This is a genomic window from Spartinivicinus poritis, assembly GCF_028858535.1.
Taxonomy (GTDB): domain Bacteria; phylum Pseudomonadota; class Gammaproteobacteria; order Pseudomonadales; family Zooshikellaceae; genus Spartinivicinus; species Spartinivicinus poritis.
Genome location: NZ_JAPMOU010000010.1, coordinates 80,802 through 98,410, shown reverse-complemented (window position 1 = coordinate 98,410; position 17,609 = coordinate 80,802). Strand labels below are relative to the sequence as shown.

Below are 17,609 nucleotides of genomic sequence, written 5' to 3'. Positions count from 1 at the left end.
TGCTAATTAATGACCCAGTGTTTAGTCTCTTTGCTACGCACTTGATGCTGTTATCGGCGCTCTTCATATTTATTCTCCATACCTCTTTTACGGTTGCCTTCTATAGCGTGAGAGTGATGACTTAACTGCTTTCACTTACAATACAAACTGAAACGACTGTTTTTGCTTGCTGGGCAATACTGCTATCAGTTATGATTGGCCGCTTTGTCAATCCAGAGTTGGCTAGTCAGGTATTTTGAGGGTTTCCTGCACATACTTGGTCTAGTGAGTGAGGTCAAATAGCTGGCAGTATGAGCGAGCTCAAGGTACGCATTTCTGAAATTTTTTATTCACTTCAAGGTGAGACCAAAACCATTGGTTTACCAACAGTATTTGTTAGGTTGACTGGTTGTCCTTTACGCTGTGGCTATTGTGATACTGCCTATGCCTTTAATGGTGGTGAAGTAGTGACAGTGGCTAGTGTCCTGGCAGAAGTGGCAAAGTACAATCCTCGTTATGTGACAGTAACGGGGGGGGAGCCATTGGCGCAACGAAATTGCATTAATTTGTTGGCAGAGCTGGCAGAGCAGGGCTACGAAGTTTCGCTGGAAACTAGTGGTGCGCTTGATGTTTCCCCGGTTGACCCACGGATTGTTAAAGTAATGGATTTGAAAGCACCCAGTTCTGGTGAAGTGCATCGTAATCGGTATGGCAATATTCAGTGGCTGCTCCCCCATGACCAAGTGAAGTTTGTGGTTGCCAATCGAACTGATTTTGAGTGGGCAGCGTTTAAACTGGCAGAGTATGATTTGTCAGCTAAAGTATCTGAGGTGTTATTTTCCCCTGTTTATGGCGAGTTAAATCCAACTGAACTGGCAGAGTGGATTTTGGCGGATAACCTGCCAGTCCGAATGCAAATTCAGCTACATAAATATCTTTGGAATGATGAGCCTGGCCACTAAATAGCTCTGTATGGCCAAGGAGCTTTACTTCGTTTTTTGTTTTTTTAATCTCCTAGTGATATAAGCCTTTTTTCTGCATCGCTATGTAAGTTATTCTTTCTCTGTCTTGAGGGTGTCGTAAAAAGTATTGAAGAAAAATGTAGTTAAGTGCGGCAGCCTCTTTTGGGAAAAGAACATATTTGATTAATCAGCCAGGATTTTTGATTAAGGTTTTACCCGGTAATAATATGGAACAGTCAAAACAAACAGAATCCGTTAAAAGCTCTACACAGCCTAAAAAAGCAGTTGTTTTATTGTCAGGTGGTTTAGATTCAACCACAGTATTGGCGATGGCAAAAGCACAAGGTTATGCCTGTTATGCTATGAGCTTTGATTATGGACAGCGTCATCAGGCTGAACTACTAGCAGCCAAGCGAATAGCAAGTGCCTTGGGTGCTGAAGAACACCGCATAATGACATTAAATTTTGGTGAGCTAGGTGGTTCTGCACTCACTGATACATCTATTGATGTGCCTGAAGAATTATCAGAAGGAATTCCTGTCACCTATGTGCCAGCACGAAATACGGTGTTTTTATCCTTAGCATTAGGGTGGGCTGAAATAGTTGGTGCTTATGACATCTTTATTGGGGTGAATGCCATCGACTATTCCGGTTATCCTGATTGTCGCCCTGAGTTTATAGAAGCATTTGAAAAGCTTGCAAACTTAGCCACTAAAGTAGGCGTAGAAGGGCAGTCATTTACAATTCAAACCCCGCTGAAGGATATGACCAAGGCTGACATCGTTCGTCATGGCTCAGAGCTAGGCGTTGATTATCGAATGACAGTTTCCTGCTATCAGGCGGACTCTAACGGTCAAGCTTGTGGTGTTTGTGATAGCTGCCGTCTACGGACCAAAGGCTTTGCAGATGCTGGCCTGGATGATGCTACCGTTTATCAATAGCTATTAAACTAACTGAGTTGTTATTAATTGCTAAAAAAACTTGATGTAGCAGCTCAGTTCTGTATCATACCCAGCCTTCAAAGGGTCGTTAGCTCAGTTGGTAGAGCAGTTGGCTTTTAACCAATTGGTCGCTGGTTCGAGTCCAGCACGACCCACCATTTAAATCTCATTTATTATTCTCTTCTTTTCTTACAGTAAGCTCCTTTCTTTCAACAAAGATTCTCGCTAAATTGCGCATGTGGTAAAATTGCTCCACGAGATCGATCATTAGTAAACTGAGATGACTGTGATAAATAGCCGTGAATTAGTCCAGCAACACTTAGCTAACGAAGCAAGTCAGGCAGAGTTGAGTGATGCAGAAAAAAGCCATTATATAAGCAAAATAAAACAACTACTTAAGCAACAAGATGCTGTACTGGTGGCTCATTATTACACTGATGAGGTTATTCAGGCTTTGGCAGAAGAAACGGGTGGCTGTGTAGCTGACTCTCTGGAAATGGCTCGTTTTGGTAATCAGCACTCAGCGTCGACGCTGGTTGTTGCTGGGGTGCGTTTTATGGGGGAAACAGCAAAAATTCTTACCCCAGAAAAACGGGTGATAATGCCTACTCTAGAAGCAACCTGTTCACTGGATATTGGCTGTCCGATTGATGCGTTTTCTGCTTTTTGTGATCAATACCCTGACCGTAAAGTAGTGGTTTATGCAAATACATCAGCAGCAGTGAAAGCGCGAGCAGATTGGGTGGTGACCTCAAGTATTGCCTTGGAAATCGTTGAGCATTTAATTGATGAAGATGAAAAGCTCATTTGGGCGCCTGATAAACATCTTGGTGGTTATATTCAGAAACAAACAGGTGCCGATATGTTGATGTGGGATAGTGCCTGTATTGTTCATGAAGAATTTAAAGCGAAAGGTATTGTAGACTTAAAACAGTTGTATCCTGATGCGGCTGTTTTGGTTCACCCAGAGTCGCCAGCCAGTGTAGTTGAGATGGCTGATGTTGTTGGCTCAACCAGTCAGCTAATCAAAGCCTCTCAAAGCCTCTCAAATCCTGTTTTTATTGTGGCAACTGATCGTGGCATTTTTTACAAAATGCGTCAGTTGACGCCTCATAAAGAGTTTATTGAAGCACCGACGGCTGGTTCGGGCGCAACATGTCGTAGTTGTGCTCATTGCCCATGGATGGCAATGAATCAATTAGAAAATTTGGCGACAGCACTTGAGCAAGGTACTAATACCATTGAAGTAGATTCGGCTTTAGCTGAAAAGGCCATGATTCCATTAAGGCGTATGCTAGACTTTGCTGCTGAGCTGAAATTGAAGGTTAAAGGTAACGCTTAAAAGTAAAACAGCATTGCTTGTGGCTATCTGTTTATCTTTTTCGAATAATAATCAAGATAGAAAACAAGCAATGTATATCGAAAGCGAAGTGGACTAGAGTTTAAAATTTAAGTTTTTATAGTCTTGCATATCTTTTATTCGCTGTTTCAATTTCGCTGTGGTTGCAAAGCTTTTCTGGCTTAATTTCAATGCATATTCTAAGTGTTCAATGGCTTTATCAATAGCGCCATTTAAGAAGAAATATTCTGCTCTCGATTGATGTAAACCGGCAATATTTTTGGCTAATCCTTGGGTCTCAGCTAATAAATACCAAATATCTGGGTCAGTTGGACGTTGCTTAGTAAGTTTTCTTAATACTTTTTCAGCAGACTGATATTGTTTCCCTCCCATAAATGCTTCTGCTTGAGTATAACTCAGGGCAAAGTCGTTAACATGGTAGCGTAGTGCTGCCGCTAGTTGTTGTTGAGCCTGCTTGTATTGCTGACCAGTTATCGCAATATTACTTTTTAATAAGACATAGTGTGGGTTATCTGACTGTTGTTTCAAGAGTGGGGCGAGTGCTGCAGTAGCTTTTTGTGTATCGCCTGCCTTGTTATAAGCCAGTGCTAAGCCATATTGATAAGCAAATGATAAATGTGAGTTACCACTTTTAATTTTTGCATTAAAGCGCTTGGCCGCGAGCTGTGGTGTTTGCGCATAATGAAGCTCAACTTTGGTCCGCATCAAGTGATAGCTGAGACTATCCTTTACTGACCGCTTTGGATATTGCTCAGCTCGGCTTTTAGTATCAGCAATTCGGCTCTCAGTAACTGGGTGAGTCAGTAAGAATTCGGGTGGTTTGCGCCCTGCAAAACGTTGGGCGCGATTCATTTGCTCAAACATCGCAGCCATTGAGCGAGGATCCATTCCTGCCTTAACAAGATTTTGAATGCCTATACGATCTGCTTCCTGTTCATGCTGACGACTATAGCTTAGCTGGTTTTGTAGTGCTGCAGCATGAGTCGAGGCTATTGCGGCAAGACCAGCATCACCACCACCTGCAGCCAATAACACCACACTGGCCAAGGTGGCCGCTAACATAGGCGCCCGTTGTCGCTTAGCAGCCTCAATGCTGCGGGCAAAGTGACGCTGGCTCAAGTGAGCAAGCTCGTGAGCCAGTACAGAAGCAAACTGCTGCTCTGTTTCTGCATATAAAAATAAGCCAGCATTGATACCAATGATGCCTCCTGGAACAGCAAAGGCATTAAGTTCTGGACTATCAACAATAACGACTTCTAAGCGGCGGTCTTGCACTTGGCTGGTTTCAACCAAGCGGTAAATCAAGTTTTCTACATAAGCCTTTAATTCGGGGTCGCTAATCGTTTTTACTTGGCTGCGTAAATTTTGCAGCCACGCCCTGCCAAGCAGGTGTTCTTTTTCAGGAGATACCACGCTAGAGGTGGAGTCCCCCAAGCTAGGTAGGCCATTATCTGCATAGCTGGTAGATATATGGCTGAATAAAAAGGTAAAACAATAAACAAGAATAAGGAGTCTGCGCATAGACATAGCTATTTTCTTTGGATTAGAAGGAAACCGAAAATAAAATACTAAGGTACCCTTATTGTTAATAGTGCATTTTGCAACAATTTACTGTGCCAGCCTGGCTGGTTAATCTGTTTCATTCGTAAGCAGCTGAAGATGGTTTTATTACCTTTAGCTACATTTTTAGCTTATTTGGAGTAACATTTGCCACACCGAATAAAACTATCCTCATTTTGAGGGTTTACCATCCGCCATTATTAACGAGCAACTACTATTGCGCAAATGGTTAATTCTCTAAATAATGACATGGGCACCTCTAATAATTATTTATGGTCTCTGTGCAACCTGACGGGTTCTTGCACAAGGCGGCTTACGAAGTGTAAGGCTGTTGCCTTTCCAAGCAAGCCAATACAGTGTAAGAGCTAGTCAGGCAGCACCTTTCAGGCCCTTCTGGTAAACCCACATTCGGTGTTGTTGCTTTTCGACAGGCCTCCAGCATGCCTTCAAAACAACGCCTCGATTGTGAATTTACCAGAAGGCCAGAGATAGCAAACAATTATTAGAGGTGTCCTTTTTCTCTTGTAATTTTATTGGGCACAAAAAGTGCCTGAAGAGTTCCATGCCAATCTAACGAGGATAGTTGATTAATGGTAACTATTGATCGTGAACTCAATGCGACTGGGCTACGTTGCCCATTACCACTTCTTAAAGCCAAGCAGCTATTAGCTAGTATGGAAAGTGGACAAGTATTGTGTGTTAAAGCAACAGACCAGGGCTCAGTTGCTGACTTTAAAGCTTACTGTGAACTAAGTGGTCATCAGTTGCTTTCATCAACTCAAGAAGCAGATGTTTATATCCATATCTTGCAAAAAGCTTAGGGGTAATACATGTTAAATGTTTTTAAAGGCTGGCTGGCACGTTATTTTTCTGACGAAGAAGCCATTCTGTTGACCCTGCTGCTAGTGATTGGCTTTGCAATTATTTTAACAATGGGCAGTATCTTAGCTCCTGTATTAGCAAGTGCTGTATTGGCTTTTTTGCTACAAGGTTTAGTTGCTTTCCTAGAGCGCAAATCAGTTAGGCATATCTGGTCGGTTAATATTGTTTTCTTAATATTTCTCACTCTTTTCATTGTTATTTTATTTGTGTTATTTCCTCTGGTATGGGAGCAGGTGACTAACCTAGTGGATGAGCTGCCAAGGATGCTACAAAAAGGGCGTAAGTTGCTCCTGTTGTTGCCCCAACGATATCCTGATTTTATTTCTCCTGAACAAGTGGGTCTGTGGATTGGTGAAGCAAGTGAGCAGCTCGGAGGGCTAGGCCAAAAGGTACTGTCTTTCTCTTTAACTTTGCTGCCTAACTTTGTTGGACTGCTGATTTACCTTGTTTTAGTACCTATTTTGGTGTTCTTTTTCTTGAAAGACCGAGAGTTAATGCTTAACTGGTTTACCTCGTTGCTGCCTAGAAATCGCCCACTGATGAAGCAAGTGGCGGATGAAATGAATGACCAAATTGCCAATTATGTGAGAGGTAAGGTAATTGAGATCTTTATTGTTGGAGCGGTGACATATATTGTATTTGCTTTTTTAGGGGTGAATTATGCTGCTTTACTGGGCTTGCTGGTAGGGCTTTCAGTCATTGTTCCTTATATTGGTGCGGCTGTTGTGACAATTCCAGTGGCTCTGATCGGCTTCTTCCAGTGGGGGTGGGGTAATGACTTTATTATTCTGATGGTTGCTTACGGTATTATTCAAGCACTTGATGGTAACGTATTAGTGCCGCTGCTGTTTTCGGAAGCAGTTAATTTACATCCTGTAGCGATAATTGTTGCTGTGTTAGTGTTTGGTGGTTTATGGGGGTTCTGGGGTGTGTTTTTTGCTATACCGCTGGCTACATTGCTCAAAGCAATAATGTCTGCCTGGCCCCGACATCAAGACCAAAATAATCATAATGAAGAAAAAATAGATACCGCCTAAGTACTAATTATATTGAAGTTCGATTGGATCCAGAAATAGGGCTAATCAACTTGACCCAGAAAGGTGCTAACAATGATTGCTAGCACCTTTTTATTATTCAATTAGGCTCGCCACTATAAGTTGGGCCTAGTCCTGAATTTGATTGAGTGTATTCACTACATTCAGTACTTCTTGCACATGGCCAGCAACAGAAACTTTGCGCCATTCTTTATGAAGGTTCCCTTTTTTATCAATGATAAATGTACTTCGCTCAATACCTAGTACTTGTTTCCCATACATATTTTTGAGTTTGATTACATCAAATAACTGACATAGTGCTTCGTCAGGGTCTGAAATAAGCTCAAAAGGAAAGCTTTGTTTAGCTTTAAAGTTTTCATGGGATTTCAGACTGTCTCTAGACACACCAAAGATAATCGTCTTGGCAGCTTTAAATGCGTCGTAATGGTCTCGAAAGTCTTGTCCTTCAGTGGTGCAACCAGGTGTGCTGTCTTTAGGGTAAAAATACAAGACCACATTGTAACCTTGTAGTGCAGATAGCAGCACATCTTTATTGCTAGTAGCGGCGGCTTTAAAATCTGGAACGGGTTGTCCTAAAGCAACTGTCATAACAAGTCCTTATCTTGTTGGTCGATTCAGTTGTATAAATAGTTAGTCGTGGGTGCAGTTGCCGTGTGCTAAAGAGGCTGCTGCAGTCACTTGAGCGATGAAATTCGTTAATATTGCTGAAGCTTATCAATAAACTATTCTGGCCAGTTTATTTATTATTGCTTGCAGCATACACTGAGCCTGTCGTTTTATACAGCTTCCAAGTGAAACTTTTCTCATTCTACTTTAAATAAACGGAGCAAGTTATTTTTTCTTGAAGGAAATGGCTTAATCCCTTGTACTTGGTTGTTGTGGTCAGTAACATTAGCCCAGTTTAAACCACGGAGTCACCCAATGATTACAGGCAGCATTGTTGCTTTGGTTACCCCAATGTATCCCAATGGCGAACTAGATTGGGAAGCACTGGATCAGCTTGTTGAGTTTCATTTAGCTGAGGGTACTGATGCTATTGTGGCAGTTGGTACCTCAGGTGAGTCGGCTACTTTATCAGTTGCTGAACACTGTCAGGTGATTAAACGGGTGGTTGCTCAAGTGAAAGGGAAGATCCCTGTTATTGCTGGTACTGGGGCAAACTCTACGACAGAGGCTATCGTCCTGACCCAAGAGGCAAAAGAGGCTGGAGCCGATGCCTGTTTATTGGTAACGCCGTACTATAACAAGCCAACTCAAGAAGGGCTGTACCAGCACTTTGCGCATGTTGCTAAAGCGGTTGATATTCCTCAACTGCTGTATAATGTACCTGGCCGTACTGCAGTGGATATGTTACCAGAGACTGTTGCCAGGCTTGCTGATTTAGCAAATATTATTGGTATTAAAGAAGCTACTGGTGATCTGGTAAGAGCAAAACAGATCTTAGATCAGTGCCCAGATGACTTTGTACTGCTTTCAGGTGATGATGAAACAGCAGTGGAGTTAATTCTACTGGGTGGAAAAGGTAATATCTCTGTTACTGCAAATGTAGCCCCTAAGCAAATGGCTGAACTTTGTCAGCTGGCTAATACAGGTAAAACCGATCAAGCAAGAGCATTAAATAAGCAACTGATGCCATTGCACCAAGCCTTGTTTTTAGAGTCTAACCCTATTCCTGTGAAATGGGTGTTGGCTGAGCTTGGTAGAATACAATCAGGTATTCGATTGCCATTAACTGAGCTTTCCCCGGAATTTCACCAGCCATTGAAAGCCGCTATGGAACATGTTGGCTTAGTGAGTAAATCAAGACTGTAGGGGGAGGCTGATTGTTAATGACCAGAGTATATCAAGGAATAACCAAACCATTGGCATTGCTGTTGGCAGCAGCAACGCTGTCTGCTTGTGGTGTTGTAGGAGAAGGCGGTTATATTCGTGACCGATCTAATGATTACTTAAAGGCAAAATCTTACCCTCGTCTTAATATTCCAGAAGAGCTAGATGGCAAGTCAACTGAAGAGGTTATGGTGGTACCCGCAATCAGAGGGTCAGTACAGCCGCCTAAAGAGTTTATTTTGCCAAGACCTGAACGGGTGGTTGTTCGGGCAGAAACCAATGAGTTTCGTGTTGAAAAGTCAGGTCAGTTGCGCTGGCTAGTGACGAATAAATCAAAACAAGAAGTTTGGCCATTATTAGTTGAGTTTTGGAAAGATAATAAGGTGCCATTGGTAACAGCTGATCAATCGTCAGGGGTTATTGAGACTGATTGGATTCGCCCAAAATCCTATAGTGAGCAAGATGTTATCGGTCAGTTTATTTTGGGTGTTATTGGAGATGAAGACGACGAGCTGGCAACAGATAAATTTAAGCTGACCATCGTTGATAGTGAAGTGCCAGGAGAGACCCGATATTTTCTTCAACATGTACGCGAAGCTCATGAAGCAGTTGAAGAAGGCAAGCAAGTACCTTGGGAAAAGCTGGCTAAACGCACTGACTCCCTTTCAGCAGGCATGCTAAATGAACTGCTGCTTTATTTAACCCGGGCTGCAAAAACATCCGTTGGTTTGGTTGATCAAAACCTCCCTGTCACTGATCGAGCCTTTATTGAGCAGGATGGTAATGGTAATCCGATTTTATTACTTAAAACTGGCTTTGGCTTGGCTTGGACTTCAGTTGCTGATGCACTTAAAGCAGCCAATGTTAGAGTTACAGATAAAAACCGGACCGCAGGTCTGTTTTATATTGCACTAGATGCAGAGCAGCAGCCAGTTCCAGAAAAGCAAGAAGAAGGCTTTTTCTCTGGCATTTTGGGGGGTGATGAAGAAGAGGCTGTCACTGAAGGGCAAGAAACCTATCAGATTCGTCTAACACCATTTAATGATGAGGTTCAAGTATCCGTGGAGCGGAATATTAATACCATTGCCCCGACCAGTGTTAGTCAGCAACTGTTGCAGCTGATCAAAGAGCATCTTGGCTAGCTAACTTATCTAATCTTCAACTCCGGCTTTTGCCGGAGTTTTTGTTTGTTGTTGAAAACTTAATAATGTATCTGTCTACTAGCGCTATACATTAGCTAATAGTATTAAGGTGCACTATAATCCATAGGTTTTTTTAGGGTTTAAATGGGTGGAGTTGATAATGGAAAAGCGTGAAGAGTTGTATAAAGGCAAGGCTAAATCTGTTTATACAACTGATGACCCTGATCGTTTAATTCTTTATTTTCGTAATGATACCTCTGCATTTGATGGTAAAAAAACGGCACAGCTAGACCGTAAAGGGATGGTTAATAATAAGTTTAATGCCTATATTATGCAGAAGCTGGAAGAAGCTGGTATTCCAACTCAAATGGATCGACTCTTGTCAGACCAGGAGTCACTGGTTAAGCGCTTGGATATGGTGCCAGTTGAATGTGTGGTACGTAATATCTCAGCAGGCAGCATTTGTCGTAGACTGGGTGTGCAAGAAGGGCTAGACCTAAACCCGCCAACGTTTGAATTTTTCCTGAAAAATGATGATTTAGGCGACCCAATGATCAATGAATACCATATTGAATCATTTGGCTGGGCTAAAGCAGAGTATATTGAAGTAATGAAGGAACTGACCTTTAAAGTAAATGATGTATTAAAGGCATTATTTGCTGAGGCTGGTTTGCTCTTGGTTGATTACAAGCTGGAATTTGGTATATATAAAGGACGAGTCGTATTAGGTGATGAATTTACACCAGACGGTTGCCGGTTGTGGGATAAAGATACCCGTGAAAAACTGGATAAAGACCGCTTTAGACAGGGGCTAGGTGGTGTTGTTGAAGCCTATGAAGCTGTTGGTCAGCGCTTGGGTGTCAACTTTGATTAATACCTAAGCGGTTGTCAAAAGTGAAAACTGACCAAAAAGCCAGCAATTGCTGGCTTTTTGGTATTTGATGGATTGATTATGAAAAGTAAAACTTTTGCTAAATGCTGTGTATAAGTCTACTGAATTAGTGTAGCCAATAAATGACTTAGAATGCTTGGCTGAGTGCTTGTTGAACAGTTAAAGTTTTGCTTAGCTAAAAAGAGTAAACTATTGAAAATTAAGTACAAATATTGTTGTGCTGAAAAAGTATGCAAACTGTTAAAGAGATAGTATAGACAAGCTATAGCGCTGGATCTTAGTCAGTGATCCACAAGGTTATCCACAGATTCTGTGGGTAAAGATGACAATTTTATGATTTAACGAAAGTTTGATGACGAAAGCCCTAGTTGTTTAAGAAGGCTGATAGTCGCTTGCTTTTTCATTAGAATAGTAGCCAGTGCTATAACTAAAATTTAAGGTGAAAGGTATGTCTGATAATCCTCATATTTTTGAGGTCACAACCCAGACTTTTCAGTCTGACGTTTTGGAAAAATCCCAGGAAGTACCTGTATTAATTGATGTGTGGGCAGATTGGTGTCAGCCATGTAAAGCTCAACTCCCTATTTTGGAAAAACTGGCTGCTGAATACCAAGGTAAATTTGTTGTTGCCAAAATAGATGCAGATAGAGAGCCTGCTCTTGCACAGCATCTAGGGGTGCGTAGTCTTCCATCTCTCAAGCTTATTTTTCAAGGCCAATTGGTTAACGATTTTACAGGTCTCCAGCAAGAGAGCGAGTTACGTAAAGTACTGGATGAAGTGACTATGAGTCCTGCTGATCGGATTAAACTGCAAGTTGATCAGTTAGTTGAAGCCGGTGAAATACAACAAGCGCTGGACCTTTTACAGCAACTTTTACAACAAGAGCCGAATAATCACAGCTTGCGGGTGATGATGACAAATATTCTATTGCGTCAAGGACGAATTGATGATGCTAAGCAAGTCATGGCAACTATTCCAGAAGATACGCCAGGAATTGCTCAGCCAAAGGCAAAGCTGGGTTTTTATGAGCTAGCGGCAGAATTACCCAAGCGAGGAGAGTTAGAGGAGTTGCTGAGTAAGGATCAAGATAATTTAAGCTTAATTTATCAGCTAGCTATACATCAGGTGCTGGATGATGAATTTGAGTCTGCATTAACAGCGTTGATGGCAATTTTACGTAAAGATAAGCAGTTTGATGAAGGTGCTGCCCAAAAACTAATGATTCAGGTATTTGATTTGTTGGGGGCTGGAAGTCCTATAGCCAAGCAATTTAGGCGGCAGTTGTTTAGCTTTTTGCATTAATGGCTAATGGAAATGCTGTTATTAAAGGGGGTAAACCCCCTTTGAGCTGATCAAGAGCTAGCCTTTAAACTGCTACACCTGTCTTGGTAATGGAGGGATCTTCACCGCCTAACGCATTAGTGAGGTCTTTGATTAAGCTAACCAATGATTCTGACATCAGCATAAAATCAGCATCAAATTGCAAAGCTTTGTCTTCATGATCTTCTGATTGTTCCATTAATAATTCAGTATACTTGATGCGCTTGACAGTTAAATCATCACTGAGTACAAAATGGATTTGATCTTGCCAGGTAAGGGCAAGCTTATTAACTTTTTTGCCTGTATTTAGGTGGCCTTCAACTTCATTGCTGGTGAGGTCAAGCTGTTTGCAGCGGATAATCCCACCGTCTTCAGTTGGTTCTCTTAGCTCACACTCATCACCTATAGTAAAACCAGCAGGGCAGCTTTCTGAAAGAGTAAGCCAGGCGGTCATTTGGTCTGCCGGGTTGTTTTTAGCAGTATAAGGGGAAATAGGTAGACTACCCAGGCAGTGACGTAAGTGACTGGTAAATTCTTCGGCTTTTTTGCTGCTTCCAGCATTAATAATCAACAGCTTTTGGGCTGTTGAAAGAAAGCCAAAGCTATGGCTGGACCGGGTAAATGCTTTAGGTAATAGTTCTGCGATAGTGTCGTCTTTTATAGACTCACGCTCTTTACGAGTCACTTTGCGGCTTTGTTCTTCTTCAATGGCTTCAACTTTTTCAGCCACAAATTCATTAATAACAGCAGCAGGCAGTAGGCGTTCTTCTTTTTTTAGTGAGAGTAAGTAGTTTCCCTGGCTGATATGGGCTAATTGATCACCCTGCTTACCTAATGGTGCTGCCCAGCCTAGGCTGAAAGGCTGCATTTTGCCACAAGGTTTAAAGATGCCTTGCTCAAGAAGTGCCTCTAGTTTCGACTCGTCAATTGAAAAGTCATCAGACAACCGATAAATAAATAGATTTTTAAACCACATTATAAGCTCGATCAATATTGGAGGGGGGGCTATCTTAGCAAAGAGATAAAAAACCGCCTAGGCAAGACCAGTGTTAAAAGGAAAAGTAACCGTGATGATAAAAAACTATCAACCTGTTGGGTAAAAAGTACTCGATAAGAAAAAATTAAAATAACGGTTGCATTTGGTGTAAAAGGGCTCTTATAATTCGCCTCGTTCTGACGCGGTGGGCAGATAGCTCAGCTGGGAGAGCATCGCCCTTACAAGGCGAGGGTCGGGGGTTCGAACCCCTCTCTGCCCACCATTTATTTACATGGTTAGGTAAAACAGATCAGCGTAAATTGCATCGGAATGTTCTAGTTTGGAGCGGTAGTTCAGTTGGTTAGAATACCGGCCTGTCACGCCGGGGGTCGCGGGTTCGAGTCCCGTCCGCTCCGCCATCTATTAAATCCCCCTCGTATCTATTTAATTATTTAGGTAATTATATTTTCTCTACTTTTTCTTAGTCACGATAGAGTGCTTTCAGCATTTGGTTCGTCTTTCAGTGTTCAATCCGCTGCTGGGATTGAGAGCCATGCTTTCGACTTTGGTTGTAGGCTACCACGCCATACCCTGTTATCTCTTTTTTCTCCAACCCCCTTTGCCCTCTAACTGGAAACAGGTTGTCGTAAAAGCTAGCAGATATGGGGTGGCAGGGTGCTCTGTAGCTGCGGCAAGTGTCTGGTTTTGTCCATGGTTGAATCACTAACTTAAGTCTATCCATTGTACCTGCCTTCAATCCTGGCTTTGTAAGAAGTTCTTATTTTGTGTAATGAAAGCGCGCTTTAATTGTTTGTTAAGAAAAAGGCTTGCATCCTTAACAAAAGGTTGCTTATAATGCGCCCCGTTCTGACGCGGTGGGCAGATAGCTCAGCTGGGAGAGCATCGCCCTTACAAGGCGAGGGTCGGGGGTTCGAACCCCTCTCTGCCCACCATTTATTTACATGGTTAGGTAAAACAGATCAGCGTAAATTGCATCGGAATGTTCTAGTTTGGAGCGGTAGTTCAGTTGGTTAGAATACCGGCCTGTCACGCCGGGGGTCGCGGGTTCGAGTCCCGTCCGCTCCGCCATCATCGATGCCTCATGATTATTTTTCTCGTATATTTCTCTGATAGAATCAAGCCAGTTTTGAAATATAGAAGAGAATTCCATTGAAACTAATAAATCTACTGCTGATTGATGGCTTAAATCTGATTCGGCGGATTTATGCTGTGCAGCCAGATATAGAGCAAAGCTTACAGTTGGTCGCTCAATCTTTAAGAAGGGCTTTAAGAGATACTCAACCTACCCATGGACTGGTTGTATTGGAAGGAAAAGGCCCTAATTGGCGCAAGCAGCTTTACCCAGACTACAAAGCCAATCGAGCAGAAGCGCCTCAACTCCTTTCTGAAAACTTACCTCGCTTTGTTCAGTTATTTGCTGAGCATGGAATTAACAGTTTTCAGCTTGATCACTATGAGGCTGATGATGTTATCGCTTCTATTACTAGTAAGGCTAAAAGGTTGGTAAAAGAAGTGACGGTATTATCTACGGATAAGCTTTTTTGCCAGCTAATATCTGGATCAGTCACAATTCGCGACCATTTTGCTAAGCAAAACCGTGATGCGCAATATGTAATGGAAAAGTATGGTGTTCGGGTGGAGCAGCTTGTTGATTATTGGACCCTGGTAGGTGATAGCACAAATCATATTCCAGGGATTAAAGGAGTAGGGCCTAAAACCGCAAAGCAGCTGCTAAATGATTATGGCTCAATAAATGCCATGATTAATAATCCTTTAGAAGCGCAAAGTGTTGGTCAAGATAGTGCCAGTCAAAATAAAACCATCTCACTGTTGAAGGAAAGCCAGGAGCAATTAAGTTTATTCCGCCAATTAGTGCAATTAAAAGAAGATGTTAGTTTAGGTATTAACTTGCAGGATTTACGATTAACCAGGGCGATTTAAAATAAAAGCCTGACTTTTATAGTGTAAGAGTCAGGCTTTATTTGTTGTGGGCTATTATGTAAATGCGTTAATTATTAGTTGTTGCAGCAAGGCGGTGCTGGATATTGATATAGTCTGCCAGAATATTGCCTGTTTCTGCTAATAATGGATCCTCTTCAACAGGCACCTGCTTATTGCTGCGAGCCAGGTTTTTCTCTTTGGTCTCAAGTTCTTCCAGTGAGGCATAAGGTTTTTCACCTTTGGCTTTGCGGCGTTTGTTTTCTATATTTAGACGCTTTTCATCAATGAGTTCATTATTGGTTTTACGTTGTTTTTCGTTTAAAGAAAGAACAGTGATTTGTTGGATGTCCTTTTGTAGCCTCAAGTAGTCAGCATAGTAAATAAAATCAGGATTATTTTTAGTTCGTACTCGGTAGCTTCTTTCAAGCTGGTTTAGATAGGGGGTGATTTCTTGGTAAGTCGCGTACTTACCTGGCTTGATTCGATCCCAGGGGAGGGCATCAGGTAATGAGCTTTCTCCTACTTTATCTACATCATAAAGGGCAGGAAATTGAATGTCAGGAATAACACCCTGGTTTTGGGTGCTTTCACCAGATACGCGATAAAACTTAGCTAAAGTCAGCTTCAGCTCGCCATGGTTAATGGGCTGAATTGCCTGGACAGTGCCTTTACCAAAAGTCCGGCCACCTATCACAATGGCTCGTTGATAATCCTGCATCGCACCGGCAAAAATTTCAGAAGCAGAAGCGCTTAAACGATTAACCAGTACAGCCATGGGGCCCTTATAAGCAACCCGGTTGTCGCTGTCTACTTTGGGGGTCACTCGGCCTAAATGATTTTTAACTAAAACAGTTGGGCCGCTAGGGATAAACAGACCAGTCAGCTCATTGGCTTCTTGGAGTGATCCGCCACCGTTATTGCGTAAGTCGATGACAAGGCCATCAATACCTTCATTTTCAAGCTCGCTGATCAGCTTTTTTACATCGCGGGTAGTACTTTTGTAGTTTGGATCACCTTGTTGGGCGGCTTTAAAGTCAATGTAAAAAGCAGGTACTTGAATAACACCTACTTTTAAAGGAGAACCATTGTGCTTTAGCTCAATAATCTGTTTCTGTGCTGCTTGCTCTTCCAATTTCACTTTATCGCGAACGATACTGTACGTTTTCGTTTTATCGCCTGTTTCACTTGAGGGAATGACTTCCAAGCGAACCACAGTTTTTTTCGGGCCGCGAATTAGTTTTACGACATCATCAAGTCGCCAGCCAACAACATCAACCATTTCTCCTTTTTTGCCTTGACCAACCCCAACAATCTTATCAGCGGGTTGGAGCTGGCCAGCTTTTTCAGCAGGGCCTTTGGCAATTAATCTGACAACTTTGGTATAACGCTCATCTTGTTCTAATAATGCACCGATCCCCTCTAAAGAAAGGCTCATGTTGATATTAAAGTTTTCTGCCTTTGTAGGAGATAGGTATTGGGTATGGGGATCGTAGATTTGGGTGAACGCATTAAGGAATTCTGAAAAGGCATCTTCGTTATTGCTCTGGTTTAACCGGTGAAGCTGGTTTTGGTAGCGCTTAGCCAGTTTTTTGCCAATTTCAGCAGTCGATTCACCGCTTAGCTTAAGCCGTAATACCTGGTCTTTGAGGAATTTTCGCCATAAATCTTGCTGGGACTGTGTGTCTTTTGGCCAGGGAGCATGCTCTCGATCGACCTCAATGGTTTCGCTTTTGTTAAAGTCAAGCTTCTTCAGGTCAGACGTAATAAAGTCGATTTTATACTTTAAATATTCGCGAATGCGCTGTTGATATACGTTATAGATTTCAAAGGCGGGTTTGATATTGCCTGTTTTCAGTTGATTATCAAACTTGTAACGATACTGATTAAACTTATCAATATCTTGCTTTAAAAAGTAGAGACGATTGGGGTCTAGTCTTTCTAAGTAGCGGTGATAGATTTTTTCAGATGTCACATCATTTAACGGTATTTGCTCATAGTGATTGCGCAGATTACGCACCGCAGTGACTGCTGCAATTTTTTGTTCTCGGGTTGGTTTAAGCAGAGGGAAGTCTTCATTTGTACTGCTTGTTTGGGCTTGAGCAGACAGGGAGAGCCATACTGCCAGGATTGAAACAACAGGGCGGACAAAAACCCCTTTGTCAAATTTTAATACCATTGGATGCAACTCAGCTAATTATGGGCACCTATTTAAGGTGCCTTTTCATGTTATCTTGAAACGCTAGGTTTACTGCTGTTACAAGAGTTTGAGAATAGTCTTGCAAACTAAGTTCCACTGACGTTGTGATTCAAGATAAGTTAGTACCACAGGAGTGGCTTAGGGTAAAGTTTAGCGTAAGTTGGATGGGGAAATGGTTGAAGAAAGACAGGGTTTTGAAGATAGGCGGTAATTTTAATAAACTACCGCCTAATAATAATTCGGTTTAGTTATAACCTAATACGAAACTACAGTCTTGGTCAGAGCGTTTTGTGGTAATAAACTGAGACTTGAGGAGCGGGTTTACAATCGCGTTAACTGGCTTCTCTGCTTTTTTGCTAAAACGTTGACAAGCGATATGATCTGCAAAGCTGTTTTTTTGTGTTCTAGGCATAGCTAAAGCTCCAATAATAAAGCGCTGTTTTTGCGGTAATTTGCTTTATACCCCTTACTTTTAAGCGCTTCCTTGTTTCTGACAGGGTTAGTCTAGCAACAATTGATCAACGAATAATCCGTATCTATACGTAATTTA

General features: G+C 42.0%; 16 protein-coding genes and 5 tRNA genes. 15 read left to right on the top strand and 6 right to left on the bottom strand.

Annotation, left to right across the window (positions count from 1 at the left end):
- Positions 1-290: 290 nt before the first annotated feature.
- From queE to nadA, 4 genes are all read left to right on the top strand, one after another.
- Entirely contained in the window at positions 291-941 is a 651-nt protein-coding gene (gene queE, locus ORQ98_RS10215) for a 7-carboxy-7-deazaguanine synthase QueE (protein WP_274688698.1), read from the top strand.
- Between the two features lie 227 nt (positions 942-1,168).
- The gene (queC, locus tag ORQ98_RS10210; protein WP_274688697.1) at positions 1,169-1,882 is read left to right on the top strand and encodes a 7-cyano-7-deazaguanine synthase QueC; all 714 of its coding nucleotides are present in this window, start codon (positions 1,169-1,171) and stop codon (positions 1,880-1,882) included.
- An 82-nt stretch (positions 1,883-1,964) separates the two neighbouring features.
- A tRNA-Lys gene (locus tag ORQ98_RS10205) sits at positions 1,965-2,040 on the top strand.
- Between the two features lie 122 nt (positions 2,041-2,162).
- Positions 2,163-3,224 (top strand): quinolinate synthase NadA, encoded by a 1,062-nt coding sequence (nadA, locus tag ORQ98_RS10200; protein ID WP_274688696.1) that lies wholly within the window; start codon positions 2,163-2,165, stop codon positions 3,222-3,224.
- A 93-nt stretch (positions 3,225-3,317) separates the two neighbouring features.
- Here nadA and ORQ98_RS10195 read toward each other — a convergent pair whose 3' ends face one another.
- On the bottom strand, positions 3,318-4,769 hold the full coding sequence (locus ORQ98_RS10195) for a M48 family metalloprotease (RefSeq protein ID WP_274688695.1): 1,452 nt from the start codon (positions 4,767-4,769) through the stop codon (positions 3,318-3,320).
- A gap of 623 nt (positions 4,770-5,392) precedes the next feature.
- On the opposite strand from ORQ98_RS10195, the gene ORQ98_RS10190 reads away from it, so the two are divergent.
- Positions 5,393-5,623 (top strand): sulfurtransferase TusA family protein, encoded by a 231-nt coding sequence (locus ORQ98_RS10190; RefSeq protein ID WP_274688694.1) that lies wholly within the window; start codon positions 5,393-5,395, stop codon positions 5,621-5,623.
- A 9-nt stretch (positions 5,624-5,632) separates the two neighbouring features.
- Positions 5,633-6,721, top strand: coding sequence for an AI-2E family transporter (locus tag ORQ98_RS10185; protein WP_274688693.1), 1,089 nt, complete (start codon positions 5,633-5,635; stop codon positions 6,719-6,721).
- Positions 6,722-6,847: 126 nt separating this feature from the next.
- On the opposite strand, the gene ORQ98_RS10180 is transcribed toward ORQ98_RS10185, so the two are convergent.
- Positions 6,848-7,327 (bottom strand): peroxiredoxin, encoded by a 480-nt coding sequence (locus tag ORQ98_RS10180; protein WP_274688692.1) that lies wholly within the window; start codon positions 7,325-7,327, stop codon positions 6,848-6,850.
- A 333-nt stretch (positions 7,328-7,660) separates the two neighbouring features.
- On the opposite strand from ORQ98_RS10180, the gene dapA reads away from it, so the two are divergent.
- From dapA to ORQ98_RS10160, 4 genes are all read left to right on the top strand, one after another.
- Positions 7,661-8,551 carry a 4-hydroxy-tetrahydrodipicolinate synthase gene (gene dapA / locus ORQ98_RS10175; RefSeq protein ID WP_274688691.1) on the top strand — a complete coding sequence of 297 codons (891 nt, stop codon included), beginning with the start codon at positions 7,661-7,663 and terminating at the stop codon, positions 8,549-8,551.
- A 17-nt stretch (positions 8,552-8,568) separates the two neighbouring features.
- Positions 8,569-9,711 carry an outer membrane protein assembly factor BamC gene (gene bamC, locus ORQ98_RS10170; RefSeq protein WP_274688690.1) on the top strand — a complete coding sequence of 381 codons (1,143 nt, stop codon included), beginning with the start codon at positions 8,569-8,571 and terminating at the stop codon, positions 9,709-9,711.
- A 160-nt stretch (positions 9,712-9,871) separates the two neighbouring features.
- A complete protein-coding gene (purC, locus tag ORQ98_RS10165; RefSeq protein ID WP_274688689.1) occupies positions 9,872-10,585 on the top strand; it encodes a phosphoribosylaminoimidazolesuccinocarboxamide synthase in 714 nt (237 codons plus the stop codon).
- Positions 10,586-11,051: 466 nt separating this feature from the next.
- Positions 11,052-11,906, top strand: coding sequence for a tetratricopeptide repeat protein (locus ORQ98_RS10160; protein WP_274688688.1), 855 nt, complete (start codon positions 11,052-11,054; stop codon positions 11,904-11,906).
- Between the two features lie 64 nt (positions 11,907-11,970).
- Here ORQ98_RS10160 and rdgC read toward each other — a convergent pair whose 3' ends face one another.
- Positions 11,971-12,900, bottom strand: coding sequence for a recombination-associated protein RdgC (gene rdgC, locus ORQ98_RS10155; RefSeq protein WP_274688687.1), 930 nt, complete (start codon positions 12,898-12,900; stop codon positions 11,971-11,973).
- Positions 12,901-13,107: 207 nt separating this feature from the next.
- Between rdgC and ORQ98_RS10150 the strand changes: the two genes are divergently transcribed.
- Together ORQ98_RS10150 and ORQ98_RS10145 are read left to right on the top strand one after the other, a co-directional pair.
- Positions 13,108-13,183, top strand: a tRNA-Val gene (locus ORQ98_RS10150).
- A 59-nt stretch (positions 13,184-13,242) separates the two neighbouring features.
- Positions 13,243-13,319, top strand: a tRNA-Asp gene (locus tag ORQ98_RS10145).
- 101 nt (positions 13,320-13,420) lie between these two features.
- Here ORQ98_RS10145 and ORQ98_RS10140 read toward each other — a convergent pair.
- A complete protein-coding gene (locus tag ORQ98_RS10140; RefSeq protein ID WP_274688686.1) occupies positions 13,421-13,642 on the bottom strand; it encodes a hypothetical protein in 222 nt (73 codons plus the stop codon).
- Between the two features lie 135 nt (positions 13,643-13,777).
- Between ORQ98_RS10140 and ORQ98_RS10135 the strand changes: the two genes are divergently transcribed.
- The 3 genes from ORQ98_RS10135 (at position 13,778) to ORQ98_RS10125 (ending at position 14,862) form a co-directional block, all read left to right on the top strand.
- Positions 13,778-13,853: transfer RNA gene (locus tag ORQ98_RS10135), tRNA-Val, on the top strand.
- Between the two features lie 59 nt (positions 13,854-13,912).
- A tRNA-Asp gene (locus ORQ98_RS10130) sits at positions 13,913-13,989 on the top strand.
- A gap of 81 nt (positions 13,990-14,070) precedes the next feature.
- Positions 14,071-14,862 carry a 5'-3' exonuclease H3TH domain-containing protein gene (locus tag ORQ98_RS10125; protein ID WP_274688685.1) on the top strand — a complete coding sequence of 264 codons (792 nt, stop codon included), beginning with the start codon at positions 14,071-14,073 and terminating at the stop codon, positions 14,860-14,862.
- Between the two features lie 67 nt (positions 14,863-14,929).
- Here ORQ98_RS10125 and ORQ98_RS10120 read toward each other — a convergent pair whose 3' ends face one another.
- Both ORQ98_RS10120 and ORQ98_RS10115 read right to left on the bottom strand, forming a co-directional pair.
- Positions 14,930-17,038, bottom strand: coding sequence for a carboxy terminal-processing peptidase (locus ORQ98_RS10120; RefSeq protein ID WP_274688684.1), 2,109 nt, complete (start codon positions 17,036-17,038; stop codon positions 14,930-14,932).
- A 265-nt stretch (positions 17,039-17,303) separates the two neighbouring features.
- Positions 17,304-17,471 (bottom strand): hypothetical protein, encoded by a 168-nt coding sequence (locus ORQ98_RS10115; RefSeq protein ID WP_180569591.1) that lies wholly within the window; start codon positions 17,469-17,471, stop codon positions 17,304-17,306.
- Positions 17,472-17,609: the final 138 nt, after the last annotated feature.